Raw genomic sequence first — 13,758 nt, 5'->3', positions numbered from 1 at the left:
CTACTCCTTATAGACGATCAGACAGTAAATGCCTTTGTCATGCATCCAATGGAGGATTGATAAATGATATTTTCACCTTCATTGGCATTAATAATGAAGGTGCTATAGGCTGAGTCATCATTGATGTAAATATCCTTCTCTTCAAACGAGTAAGAGAAACTGGAGAAATCGATCTCATCCTGAGTTAAAAGCCGTTCTGAAACAAATATGTTGTGCGCTACATGGTAAGTTGCAATGCTGCCAGCATGATCGCCTATTTTTTCAGCTTGCCGACGAAAGTAATCATCCTTACGAAGATTAAAACAGATACAAAACAACAAGGTATCCATTAATATCCAATTATCTACTATATGAGGATAATTTATTTTTAATAAATCAATATGAGTATCGACACTATCTTTGATAAATTCGGGGGTAAACGTGAACCGAGTGAGATCCTCTTTAATGTTAGATGTTTTTTGCGGTAACATGGTCGCAGTGATACAGGGCTCAGAGGGATTACCTAGCTCCGATACAGTTAAAAAACCCTTGCTACCACTCTCTTTAACACTGAACTCAATATCAGAATTAACTAAAATGGGACTTTTAAGATAAAAATTGATACTGGAGTCAGTCAAGATATAGGGAGAGATCATTAACTTGGCATCAAGTAAGACCAACATGCCTTGTACTATGATATCCTTTAGCCCATTCTCAAGCGCGATTTTTTTATCAAAATGAACGCTATTGCGATCTCCCGAGCACTCCGCCCACTTTTCTATATCATGAGGTGAATACTGCCTAATCAATTGGCGAACCTCTTTAATACCAAGCAGCTGTTTGCCCCACCAAAGCCATAGTTTATATTAAGAACATGGTTAAGGTTTTGCTCGTAGCGATGCTCATTTGGTACATAGTCAAGATCGCACTTCGGATCCGGGTTATTTAAATTAATCGTTGCAGGGATAAGCTGGTTTTCCATTCCTTTTAAACAAAAAATCGTTTCCATTCCGCCTGCTGCGGCAATGAGATGACCTGTATACGATTTGGTGCTTGAAACGGGGATTTTGTAGGCTCGTTCGCCAAAAACCTCTTTCAGCACTAGCGTTTCATTATAGTCATTCATCGGCGTAGAAGTGCCATGTGCACTGATATAATCAATATCATCATGCGTCACTTCCGCATACTCCATGGCTTTTTCAATGGTCGTTACCCGGCCTAACAAGTCGGGTGCCGGTGCCGTTAAGTTGATGAAGGCATCACTGTGATTAGCGTATCCAACGATTTCACCATAAATAGTCGCATTTCTTGCAAGCGCATCATCAAGGCGCTCTAAACAGACAACGGCAGCCCCTTCTGAAAGTATGAAACCGCTTCTGTCAAGACTGAAAGGGCAACACGCCTTTCTAAGATCTTCCCTCTCTTTTGAGAGCGCCCCTAATACATCTACCGACCATATGGTGAACGGATACATCAAGCTCTCCCCGCCACCAGCTATCATCATTCTCGCCTTACCGCTTTTAACGATCTCATAGGCATCACCGATAGCAATGTTACCCGTCGCACAGGCCGCAACGGGAGTATTCTGATAGCCCCTGAGCTTCCAGTTGACCGAAATAACAGAGGTTGCAATGCTAGGCATTGAATTAAAACAGCTATGCGGCGTTGCTGATGCAACCTCTGGGTCATCATAGGCCATGAAGTTGCTGATGGAGATATCGTATCCTGCCCATCCGGTACCAAAAATGACGCCACAGTCGACGGGATCATAATGTTCTGAAATTTGCTGTTCCTCACCAAACGCCATGGTGATGGCTTCATCGGTAGCGACCAAGCCCAAATCTGCAAAACGTGGGGTGTTTTTCAGGATCCGTTTGGTGAATTTACTGAGTTTTAACGGAAAGTTAATTCTGCCGAACACTCTTGCAGAGATATTTTTTCCAGGCTCATCCCAAACGCCATACCCCATTTTCTTATCAATTACAGCTTGCCAAATTTCTTCGGTGTTTTCACCGAGCGAACAAATACCACCATAACCTGTAATAACCACCCGATGTGACTGGCCAGCCATTTATTGCGTCTCCTTTGAATAATGCTCAACCAGATAATCCATCAACTGGCCAAAAGTCTCTATGTCAGCCTCAGCCATAGAATTTAAATCTATTTCAATGCCAAACTCTTTTTTTGCCTCTACTTTAATGGTGACAAAATCCAGGCTAACAAGCTCAAGTTCCTCCAATTTTGTCTCATCAGTAATGGAGTCAACATCAACATCGGTCAACCTATCGATTATATTCTTCAGAAATATACTTAGTTCTTTCCTCATATCCTATATCTATCCTTTGAAGTTTTTCCATGTGCGAATCGAATCGATAGAACACTGCCCTCAAAAATATAGCCAACGAGTTACAGTGAAGTCAATAAATTTAATTATTTTAAGATTAATTAACCCCAGCAAAAATCAAGAAAAAAGATAAGACAAAACTGATCAACTAGTATGTCTTTTCTTTTATTGAGCAATTTTAAAAGTTAAAAGTGTGTTTGTTTTATATTTTTTCAATAAAACCAAAAACACCCTTACCCATTGAATACACTTACTTTTGTCCACTCAAAAGATCATGTTTTACACCATGATGATATTTATCGTAGCCGAGGTGATTTTGAATAAGATGAAGTTCACACTTTGCTGCCAGGATGATTCCAACTTTAGCGGGTGGGCCAAGTTTGTTAGCCCCATCAACGCGCGGCGAGATTACCCGCCAGATAGACTCTACCGGATTAAAAGTCTTAGGTGAGGGTGAATGGGAGGTGAAAAAGCACGACTCCAGATCTCATACCTAGGCATATAGCGTCATGATTTTACGTATTGGTAATCTACCGGACTCATGGAATGAACAGCATAAAATCCATTTATTCAACAAAGCCAGTAATCGGGGATAAACAAAAAAGGAGAAAAAGATGTGGAAATTTTGCGATAATCGGTTATATCATTCAGCGAGGAATCTACCGTGTCATTTTGCATAGAAAATCCTTTTGGAGAGGGTTCTTGTTTATTGCTTAACGTCCTGTCATTCATCTAATGAAACGAGGGTTTAAGCTGTGGGTTTAAAGCTGGATCCTTGAGTAAAATACAGAAAAAATCACAAGAATAATCTTGGTGACTCTTTTTTATAGCCCGGGAATTATATGATAAACCCTAGCGTTATCGATATGTATTTATATTATTCAGGCGAAAAATATGTTGAATAAAATCGCTTCAAGCGTCCTCACTATACTGGTGATCGGCGGTATTGCTGCGGGTAGTGTTTATTACTACCAAACTCAACAAAAACAAGCACTGACGCTGTATGGCAATGTCGATATTCGTACCGTCAATCTGAGCTTCCGTGTTGGGGGGCGCTTGGCATCATTGAACGTAGATGAAGGCGATAGTATTGAACCTGGAGATATCCTGGGTAAGCTAGATTATGTTCCTTATATCAACGCGCAGAATGAGGCCGATGCTAACGTCGCGGCAGCCCAGGCGCAATTAGACTTATTACTGGCGGGTTACCGAGAAGAAGAAATTGCACAAGCTCGCTCCGAAGTCACCCAACAGCAGGCGGCGTTTAACTATGCCGATAGTTTCTACAAACGTCAGCAACGCCTGTGGGCCTCACTGTCGATTTCCGTCAATGATCTCGAAAACGCGAAGACCGCACGTCAACAGGCCCAGGCCGCTCTTCAATCTGCCAAAGATAAACTGAGTCAGTATCTGAGTGGTCACCGCATACAGCAAATTGAACAGGCGAAAGCCAGCGTGGCACAAGCTCAGGCCCACGCCGATCAGGCTGCACTTAATCTAACGGATACCCAACTGTATGCTCCCACTGCAGGCATCATTCTGACCCGCGCCGTAGAACCGGGAACCATGTTGTCCTCGGGGTCAACCGTCTTCAGTGTCTCGTTGACTCGCCCGGTTTGGATCCGGGCGTATATCGATGGAATTAATCTGCATCATGCTATTCCCGGTACTGAGGTGCAGATTTATACCGATGGACAGCCCAATAAACCTTATCTCGGCAAGATCGGTTTTGTTGCTTCCACGGCTGAATTTACCCCTAAAAGTGTGGAAACCCCAGAGTTACGCACCGATCTGGTTTACCGCCTGAGAATTATTGTCACTGACCCTGACGAGTCATTACGCCAAGGTATGCCGGTGACTCTGCGCTTTGCCCCTGCCAAGGGAGAGTAAACATGCCGGAAGCATCCTGCCGATGTGAAGTCGTGATTGAAAACGTGGAGAAGTGCTTTCCTGGTATGTCGGTGCCTGCGGTGTCTGGCATAAATGCCACCATACGTAGCGGTTTCGTGACGGGTTTGGTTGGCCCTGACGGTGCCGGAAAAACCACCCTGCTGCGTATGTTGGCTGGCCTGTTAATACCAAGCGCTGGCACGCTGCGTGTTAACGGGCTGGATCCTATGTTACAGGCTCGCCAGTTACGCGAAATTTTGGGTTATATGCCGCAAAAATTCGGTCTTTACGAAGATCTGACCGTGATGGAAAACCTGACGCTCTATGCCGAACTGCGCGATGTGGCCAATGGGGAGCGGCAACAAATGTTCAAGCGATTACTGATGTTTACTGACCTGACGGGTTTCACCGATCGACTGGCTGGCAAACTATCGGGTGGCATGAAACAAAAACTGGGATTGGCCTGTACCCTGCTTGGTCGGCCAAAAGTATTGTTGCTTGATGAACCCAGCGTTGGTGTCGATCCCATATCCCGGCGTGAACTCTGGCAAATGGTCAATGTGCTGGCAGATGACGGAATGCTGATCCTGTGGAGCACTTCTTATCTGGAGGAGGCGGAACATTGCAGAGAAGTCCTGCTCATGAACGAAGGGAAATTGCTTTACAGCGGTATGCCACGTGAACTCACGCAACGTATGGTTGGTCGTTCTGTTTTTCTCCGCACTGCCGGAGATGACAACCGCCAGTTGTTTCAACGCGCAATCTCTCTATCACAGGTGAGTGATGGAGCACTTCAGGGTAAATACATCCGCCTTATTCTGACAAAGGGGACCGATCGCGCCGAGTTACGCAACGCATTAGCCCAACCACAGGCGGAAATACTCGACGTACAGCCGCGTTTCGAAGACGCCTTTATCGATTTACTGGGCGGTAGTCCAAGTCAGTCGGCATTGGCAAAAATCTTATCCCAGAGACCCGTAAACCCGAACGAAACCGTTATTGAGGCACGCCACCTCACCAAAAAATTTGGCGACTTTGTCGCGACCGATAACGTTAACTTTCAGGTAAAAAGAGGCGAAATCTTTGGACTTTTGGGGCCTAACGGCGCCGGGAAGTCTACGACCTTCAAAATGATGTGTGGCCTGTTGGTTCCATCCAACGGTAAGGCACTGGTATTGGGCATGGATCTGAAAACGGATCGTGGCCATGCACGCCAATGCCTGGGTTACATGGCGCAGAAATTTTCTCTCTACGGTAACCTGACCGTTTTGCAGAACCTGAAGTTCTTTTCCGGTATCTATGGCCTGAGGGGGGAAAATCAGCGTGAAAAGATCAATAACATGGTCACCACATTTAATTTCACCTCAATCCTGCACCAAGCCGCGGATGTTTTGCCGCTTGGCTTCAAACAACGCTTGGCTCTGGCATGTACGCTGATGCATGAGCCAGATATTTTATTCCTTGATGAACCTACCTCTGGCGTAGATCCCCTTACACGGCGTGAATTCTGGCTTCACATTAACGGCATGGTAAATAAGGGAGTCACCGTAATGGTCACCACGCATTTTATGGATGAAGCGGAATATTGTGATCGTATCGGGCTGGTATACCGTGGGAAAATCATTGCCTCCGGGACTCCGGACGAATTAAAACACCAGGTAGCCAATGCGGGGTCGTCCGAGCTGACCATGGAGCAGACCTTCGTCAAATTAGTGCAAGACTATGACCGCCAACTTGGGAGCGGCCAATGAAATCCTCCGGCACACCAAGTACCTTTTTCTCCTGGCGCCGATTGCGAGCATTGTGCCGTAAGGAAATGGCCCAAATCCTGCGGGACCCGAGCAATGGTTTGATCGCGTTAGTCATTCCGATCATGCTGTTATTCATTTTCGGTTATGGTGTCAACCTTGATACCAATAATCTACGGGTCGGCATTTTATTGGAGCAACAGAGCGAGGAAGCCCGCGAACTGGTACAGGCTTATATCGGTTCCCCCTATCTAGAACCGTTCGTCAGCAGCGACCGCCGGGCATTGATTGACATGCTGCAAGCAGGGAAGATCCGTGGCATGATCGTCATCCCCATGAACTTTGCTCAACAATTGACGCGTCAGGCAGACAAAGCGCCCATTCAGGTTATTACCGACGGTAGTGAACCCAACACCGCCAATTTCGTGCAACAGTATGCGCTGGGAGTCTGGCAAACCTGGATGCAGCAACGCGCGGAAGATCGGGGGGAAGGCTTTGAGTCGTTGATTGAAGTTCAGCCACGTTACTGGTTCAACCCTGCCGCTAGTAGTCAGCACTTTATCATTCCCGGTGCCATCAGCATCATTATGACGGTCATCGGTGCCATTCTCACCTCTTTGGTTGTTGCCCGTGAATGGGAGCGCGGAACCATGGAGGCCATGCTCTCCACTCAGGTTACGCGGGCAGAACTGTTGCTGTCCAAACTGATCCCCTATTACTTGCTTGGCATGTGCGCTATGGCCGTCTGCATGGCCGTAGCGGTATTTATCATGCAGATCCCCTACCGTGGCTCGTTGTGGGTCCTGTTGGCATTAAGCAGCCTGTTTCTTACCAGCACGTTAGGCATGGGGTTGCTCATTTCCACCGTGACTCGCAATCAGTTTAATGCCGCATTGGTTGCTCTCAATGCAGCCTTTCTGCCTGCCATCATGCTATCCGGTTTTATCTTCGAGATAGCCAGTATGCCGTCCGTAGTACGGGCCGTGACTTATATCATCCCGGCTCGCTATTTCGTCAGCACGCTGCAAACCCTGTTTCTGGCTGGCAATGTCGGCAGTATCTTTTTAATTAATACCCTTTTTTTAGTGGTGGCGAGTATTTTCTTTATTGGGCTCACCGCCTGGAAAACCCGCATGCACCTTGAATAAGCAGGAGCTGGACGTGTTTTATCGAGTGCTAACATTGATAATGAAAGAGCTGCGGGCCTTGTTACGCGATCCGCAAACCCGCATGATCCTGCTGATGCCCGTCATCTTTCAGGTATTGCTGTTCCCTTTTGCCGCTACCCTGGAAGTGACTAATGCAACCATCGCCGTTTACAGCGAGGACAGCGGCCCCGCTTCCGTCGAACTGACTCAACGGTTTGCCAGGGCCAATGCGTTTTCTCGCCTGCTGCAACTGCAAAATCCCCAGGAGATTAGCTCGGTTATTGAAAACCAGAAGGCACTGTTACTGATACGTTTTCCCGCTGATTTTTCACGCAACCTGCTCAGTGGGAAAAAAAGCTTCGTACAGGTGATCCTGGACGGGCGCAACTCCAATAGCGCCCAGATCGCCGCCAACTATATTGAACAGATAGCCAATGATTATCAGCGGGAGCTGTTACAACAACCTCCACTACGCAACCATAGCGAACTGGTAGTGCGTAATTGGTATAACACTAATCTGGATTATAAATGGTTCGTCATTCCGTCGCTGATTGCCATGATTGCCACTATTGGCGTGCTAACCGTTACCTCGTTGTCGGTCGTCCGTGAGCGTGAACAGGGAACTCTGGATCAACTGCTGGTTTCACCGCTCAACACTTGGCCTATCTTTATTGGTAAAGCGGTGCCAGCATTGATTGTGGCGATATTTCAGGCCTCTTTAGTGCTATTAATTGGCATCTTCGGCTATCAGATCCCCTTTGCTGGCTCTCTGTTACTGTTTTACTTTGCCATGCTGATCTACGGGATGTCATTGGTGGGCATCGGTCTGCTGATTTCCTCGTTCTGTATGACTCAGCAGCAAGCCTTTATCGGCGTATTCGCTTTTCTGATGCCCGCTGTTTTGCTTTCCGGCTATGTCTCTCCGGTGGAAAACATGCCGGAATGGCTGCAGAAACTGACTTGGATTAACCCGATCAGGCATTTCACCGATATTTCTAAACAGCTCTACCTCAAAGATGCCGGATTTTTAACGGTCTGGGGCAGCCTATGGCCACAACTGCTGGTTACTGTGATAACGGGCGGAATGGCGTATTGGATGTTCAAGAAGAAGGTGGCTTGACGCTTTACATTGTGAACCTGCGTAGTTATCAGCCGTCTCCCCCTTCCCCCTCCACCTCGAAATTCCTGCCCTGGGATGAGGCGATTTTTTCTGCATAAAGCACACTAGGCTACCCTACGATAAAAACGCTTCCTGCCACGAGTAAGGAGAGCCATGAAACGCCTGACCCTTCCCCTGCTGATGCTGCTTTCACCCACAGCGCTGGCCAACTGGACGCTGCAAAGCTTCCCGGCCTTCAGCGAATCCACCAGCGGTTTATTTACCAGCCAGGCACCCCTGGCCAAAGGCCAACTGCCGCTGCGGTTGTATCAGAACCAACAGTGCTGGCAGCCCAGCGACACGGTTAAGCTGAACCAGACGTTGTCGCTGCAACCCTGTAGCGATAGCGAGCCGGTCAGTTGGCGGCTATTTCGCGATGGCGATTATCAGGTGCGGATCGACACCCGCAGCGGCACACCGACCTTACAGCTCAGCCTGAAGGCCGAACCGGAAAAAACCGTGGCCGCCGTAGCCCGTACCTGCCAGCGCTGGGATGGTCAGCCGATCACGATCGTGGTGAAAGACACCTTTGCCGAAGGCGAAACGGTGCGCGATTTTTACTCCAGCCAGACCGCCACGGTGGTTCAGGGCCAGGTCACCCTGCAACCGGCGGCCAACAGCGGGGGTCTGCTATTGCTGGAATCAGCCAATACGCCGCCACAGGCGGCTTTCAGCTGGCACAACGCCACGGTCTATTTTGTGCTGACCGATCGCTTTGAAAATGGCAACCCGGCCAACGATCACAGCTATGGTCGCCACGGCGACGGCATGCAGGAGATCGGCACCTTCCACGGCGGCGACCTCGCCGGGTTGACGCAAAAGCTGGATTATCTGCAACAGCTGGGGGTCAACGCCCTGTGGATCAGTTCCCCGCTGGAGCAGATCCACGGCTGGGTCGGCGGCGGTACCAAAGGGGATTTTCCACATTATGCCTATCACGGTTACTACCATCAGGACTGGACCAAACTCGATGCCAATATGGGCAACGAGCAGGATCTGCGTAATCTGGTAGAACAGGCGCATCAACGCGGGATCCGCATCCTGTTTGACGTGGTGGTCAATCACGTCGGCTATGCCACGCTGGCCGATATGCAGCAGTTTCAGTTCGGCTCGCTGTACCTGAAGGGTGATGAAGCCGCAAAAACCCTCGGCAAAAACTGGGGCGATTGGCAACCGGGGCCAGGCCAGAGCTGGCACAGCTTTAATGACTACATCAACTTCAGCGATAAAGCAGGCTGGAGCCAATGGTGGGGGAAAAACTGGATCCGCACCGATATCGGCGATTACGACTCACCGGGTTTTGACGATCTGACCATGTCACTGGCTTTCCTTCCGGACATCAAAACTGAAGCGCCCGGAGCCAGCGGCCTACCGCTGTTCTTCCGCCATAAACCTGATACCGCCGCGCGCGACATCCCAGGAGCCACCACCCGCGATTATCTGACGATCTGGCTCAGCCAATGGGTGCGCGACTACGGCATTGACGGTTTCCGCGTTGATACCGCCAAGCACGTTGATAAACCCACGCTGGACCTGCTAAAGCAGCGTGCCACCGAGGCGCTGGCAGAGTGGAAAGCGGCTAATCCCAGACAGACGCTGGATAACGCACCATTCTGGATGACCGGTGAAGCCTGGGGCCACGGGGTGATGAAAAGCGATTATTACCAGCACGGCTTCGATGCGATGATCAACTTCGATTTTCAGGATCAGGCCGCACAGGCGCTGGGCTGCTTCTCCAATATCGATGCCACCTATCAGCAGATGGCGGACAAGCTGCAGGGCTTCAACGTGCTGAGCTATATTTCCTCGCACGACACTCGCCTGTTCTTCGCCAGCGATGCCAAAGGTTCGCTGCCTCTGCAACAGCGAGCGGCGGATCTGCTGCTGCTGGCTCCGGGCGCGGTACAGATTTATTACGGTGATGAGAGCGGCCGGCCGTTTGGCCCTACCGGTTCCGATCCTTTACAAGGCACGCGCTCGGATATGAACTGGGGTGAACTGCAAGGAGCCAAAGCGCCGTTGTTGACACATTGGCAGCGGCTAGGCCAGTTCCGTGAGCGCCACCCGGCAATCGGTTCCGGTACGCAGCAATCCCAGCAAGCGCCTCATTACTATGCCTTTAGTCGCCAGCATGGGGGCGATAAGGTGATGGTGGTGTGGGCTGGCGATCGGTCACAATAATTTAGCGCGTTATGCTGTAAAAAACCCGCTGGGCGACATCTATGCCCGGCGGGTGAGATATCAGCCGCATTGCACCCGCGTTTATCTGGCGGTATGGTGGGCATCTACCCGCTTACAACCCTATTGCAGCAGCTATGAATTTTTCACTTTTTGGCGACAAATTTACCCGTTACGCGGGCATCACCCGCTTAATGGACGATCTGAACGAAGGCCTGCGCACGCCAGGTGCCATCATGCTCGGCGGCGGTAACCCGGCGCAAATCCCAGAGATGGCCAGTTACTTCAAACAGCTGTGCCAGGAGATGCTCGATCAGGGCAAGCTGACCGAGGCACTATGCAACTACGATGGCCCACAAGGCAAAGACGCCCTGCTGAAAGCGCTGGCCACCATGCTGCAAGAGGAGCTTGGCTGGCAGATCGAACCACAGAATATTGCACTGACAAATGGCAGCCAGAGCGCGTTTTTCTACTTGTTTAACCTGTTCGCTGGCCGCTACGCCGATGGCAGCCGCCGCCGCGTGCTGTTCCCGCTGGCGCCAGAATATATTGGCTATGCCGATGCCGGACTGGATGAAGGGCTGTTTGTCTCCGCCAAGCCCAACATCGAACTGTTGCCAGACGGCCAGTTCAAGTATCACGTCGATTTTGAGCATCTGAACATCAGTGACGACATCGGCATGATCTGCGTATCGCGCCCCACCAACCCGACCGGCAACGTGATCACCGACGAAGAGCTGATGAAGCTCGATCTGTTGGCGCAGCAGCGTGATATCCCACTGGTGATCGATAACGCTTACGGCGTGCCGTTCCCCGGCATTATCTTCAGCGAAGCCACACCGCTGTGGAACCCGAACATCATCCTGTGCATGAGCCTGTCCAAGCTGGGCCTGCCTGGCTCACGCTGTGGCATCGTGATTGCCGACGAGAAGGTCATCACCGCGCTGACCAATATGAACGGCATCATCAGCCTGTCCCCGGGTAGCATTGGCCCGGCGCTGGCCACGGAGATGATTGAGCGTGGCGATCTGCTGCGTCTATCCAACGAGGTGATCCGCCCGTTCTACAAGCAGCGGGTCGAACAGACCATCGGCATTATTCGCCGTTACCTGTCGCCGGAGCGCTGCCTGATCCATAAACCGGAAGGGGCCATCTTCCTCTGGCTGTGGTTCAAGGACCTGCCCATCACCACCGAGCTGCTGTATCAACGGCTGAAAAAGCGTGGCGTTTTGATGGTGCCAGGCCACTATTTCTTCCCGGGGCTGGAGCATGAATGGCCGCATACGCACCAATGTATGCGCATGAACTATGTGCCGAATCCGGAAGATATTGAGCGTGGCGTGATGATCCTGGCCGAAGAAGTTGAGCGCGCGCACCAGGAAGCGTAACCGATCGAGATTTTGTCAGCAGTATCTTGGGGCTCCGCAAGCGGAGCCCCTTTTGCTGGCTACATCGCCCAGAACAGCACCGCCAGCAGCTGCGGTGACATGATGCGCAGGAACATTGCCAACGGGTAGACCGTGGCATAAGAGAGCGCCGCGGCGCCGCTGGTAGGGTGCAAGCCGTTGGCAAAGGCCAGCGCCGGTGGATCGGTCATTGAGCCAGCCAGCATGCCGGAGAGCGTCAGGTAGTTCATCTTACCCACCACCCTCGCCAAAATACCTACGCTGATCAGCGGGATAGAGGTGATTAACGCACCGTAACCGACCCACGCCAGCCCATCGCCATGCAGCAGGGTATCAATAAAGTTCCCACCAGACTTCAGGCCAACCACGGCCAGGAACAGTACGATCCCCAGCTCACGCAGTGCCAGGTTGGCACTGGGCGGCATAAACCAGTACAGCTTGCCGATGCTGCCGATACGCCCCAGGATCAGGGCCACCACCAGCGGGCCCCCGGCCAACCCCAACCGCAACGCCGCCGGGAAGCCGGGGATAAACAGCGGGATAGACCCCAGCAACACCCCAAGGCCAATACCAATAAACACCGGCAGCATCTGCACCTGTTGCAGCTTCTGCTGGGCGTTACCGACAATCGCCGCCACCGCCTCGATCGATTCTGGCCGCCCCACCAGGTTGAGGATATCCCCGAACTGCAGCGTAACATTGCTGCCCGCCACCAGCTCGACCCCGGCACGGTTGAGGCGCGAGACCACCACTTCATATTTTTGCTTCAGCTCCAGATCGCGGATTTTTTTACCCAACACTTTTTCGTTGGTTACTACCGCACGAACCACTTGTAGTGAGGTTCCTCTGGTGGAGAGTGAAACGTCCACCTCCTCGCCAATCACCAACCTGGCGTTTTCCAGCTTTTCGCGCTTGCCGACCAGGTGCAGAAAATCCCCCAGTTCCAGCGTCTCATGCGGGGCAGGCACCATCAGTAAGTCGCCCCGCTTGAGGCGCGAACAGATGATGTCATCACTGTTGAGCAGCGGTACATTCTTGATGGCCATGCCTTGCAGATTGGGGTTACGCACCGCCACGTTCATGGTCTGCAACAGTTCGCGGTTACTCCCCAGGCTATCCTCAAACTCCTGCGCTTCCTTATCGATATTGATGCGGAAGAACAGCCTGATCAGCCACATCACTAGCAGAATGCCGCAGATACCGAACGGGTAGGCCATCGCATAACCCATCCCCATGCGATCAACCAGCGCCGGATCGGAACCCAGATCGGTGAGTATCTGCTGCCCGGCACCGAGCGCCGGGGTGTTGGTAACCGCGCCGGAGAACACGCCGAGGATGATCGGCAACGGCACGGCAAACAGCTTATGGACAATCGCCGCTACCACGCCGCCCACCAGCACCAGCAGAATGGCGAAGCCATTGAGCTTGAGGCCGGAAACGCGCAGGGACGAGAAGAAACCAGGGCCTACCTGAATACCGATGGTGTAAACAAACAGGATCAGACCGAACTCCTGAATAAAGTGCAGCATGTCGCCGTTGAGAGTGATCTGGTAAGTCTGTGCAAAGTGCCCGACGATGATGCCACCGAACAAGACGCCGCCTATCCCTAAACCCACGCCATACACTTTCCAGTTGCCGATCCATAACCCGAGAATAGCCACCAACGCCAACATGCTGACGGTCAGGGCGATATCACTCATACATCACATCCTTACCAAAATTTAACAATCGGTATGCAATTTTACCCGTCGCCTTTCAAGCTGCGGCTTGAAATTCATAGGGTATATACCTGCAATTAATAGGGATTCTGACATAAGGCGCGGGGGGGTAATGTGGGGTATGCCACAGAATGCAACGGGGGAGGCCCGAATGGACCTCCCCCGCAAGTTTTTGTGCTTTTTCAGCC

At 51.1% G+C, this 13,758-nt stretch carries 10 protein-coding genes and 1 pseudogene; 7 read left to right on the top strand and 4 right to left on the bottom strand.

Going from position 1 to position 13,758, the window contains the following annotated elements; translation table 11 throughout:
• Positions 1-17: 17 nt before the first annotated feature.
• The 3 genes from ABIE29_RS18400 to ABIE29_RS18390 are packed head-to-tail and all read right to left on the bottom strand — an operon-like array spanning position 18 to position 2,305.
• Positions 18-788 carry a MaoC/PaaZ C-terminal domain-containing protein gene (locus tag ABIE29_RS18400; RefSeq protein ID WP_429620099.1) on the bottom strand — a complete coding sequence of 257 codons (771 nt, stop codon included), beginning with the start codon at positions 786-788 and terminating at the stop codon, positions 18-20.
• Complete coding sequence (locus tag ABIE29_RS18395; protein ID WP_429620097.1) at positions 785-2,050, bottom strand: beta-ketoacyl-[acyl-carrier-protein] synthase family protein; 1,266 nt, start codon at positions 2,048-2,050, stop codon at positions 785-787. Before ABIE29_RS18395 ends, ABIE29_RS18400 begins: the two co-directional genes overlap by 4 nt.
• Positions 2,051-2,305, bottom strand: a complete 255-nt coding sequence (locus tag ABIE29_RS18390) for an acyl carrier protein (protein WP_429620095.1) — start codon at positions 2,303-2,305, stop codon at positions 2,051-2,053.
• Positions 2,306-2,718: 413 nt separating this feature from the next.
• Here ABIE29_RS18390 and ABIE29_RS18385 point away from each other — a divergent pair.
• From ABIE29_RS18385 to ABIE29_RS18355, 7 genes and pseudogenes are all read left to right on the top strand, one after another.
• Positions 2,719-2,799: pseudogene (locus ABIE29_RS18385) on the top strand (hypothetical protein); the annotation flags it as partial.
• 421 nt (positions 2,800-3,220) lie between these two features.
• Positions 3,221-4,213, top strand: coding sequence for a secretion protein HlyD (gene hlyD / locus ABIE29_RS18380; protein WP_429620201.1), 993 nt, complete (start codon positions 3,221-3,223; stop codon positions 4,211-4,213).
• A 2-nt stretch (positions 4,214-4,215) separates the two neighbouring features.
• The gene (locus tag ABIE29_RS18375) at positions 4,216-5,964 is read left to right on the top strand and encodes an ATP-binding cassette domain-containing protein (protein WP_429620093.1); all 1,749 of its coding nucleotides are present in this window, start codon (positions 4,216-4,218) and stop codon (positions 5,962-5,964) included.
• Positions 5,961-7,109 (top strand): ABC transporter permease, encoded by a 1,149-nt coding sequence (locus ABIE29_RS18370; protein WP_429620091.1) that lies wholly within the window; start codon positions 5,961-5,963, stop codon positions 7,107-7,109. Before ABIE29_RS18375 ends, ABIE29_RS18370 begins: the two co-directional genes overlap by 4 nt.
• A gap of 13 nt (positions 7,110-7,122) precedes the next feature.
• Entirely contained in the window at positions 7,123-8,229 is a 1,107-nt protein-coding gene (locus ABIE29_RS18365; protein WP_429620089.1) for an ABC transporter permease, read from the top strand.
• Positions 8,230-8,382: 153 nt separating this feature from the next.
• Positions 8,383-10,449 (top strand): alpha-amylase, encoded by a 2,067-nt coding sequence (locus ABIE29_RS18360; protein ID WP_429620087.1) that lies wholly within the window; start codon positions 8,383-8,385, stop codon positions 10,447-10,449.
• A 134-nt stretch (positions 10,450-10,583) separates the two neighbouring features.
• Entirely contained in the window at positions 10,584-11,834 is a 1,251-nt protein-coding gene (locus tag ABIE29_RS18355) for a valine--pyruvate transaminase (RefSeq protein ID WP_429620085.1), read from the top strand.
• Between the two features lie 59 nt (positions 11,835-11,893).
• Here ABIE29_RS18355 and ABIE29_RS18350 read toward each other — a convergent pair whose 3' ends face one another.
• Complete coding sequence (locus ABIE29_RS18350; RefSeq protein ID WP_021181372.1) at positions 11,894-13,552, bottom strand: putative transporter; 1,659 nt, start codon at positions 13,550-13,552, stop codon at positions 11,894-11,896.
• Between the last annotated feature and the right edge of the window lie 206 nt (positions 13,553-13,758).

This window comes from Serratia sp. 2723, assembly GCF_050434425.1.
In the GTDB taxonomy this organism is placed as follows: Bacteria; Pseudomonadota; Gammaproteobacteria; order Enterobacterales; family Enterobacteriaceae; genus Chania.
This window is presented reverse-complemented; position numbering and strand designations above follow the sequence as displayed.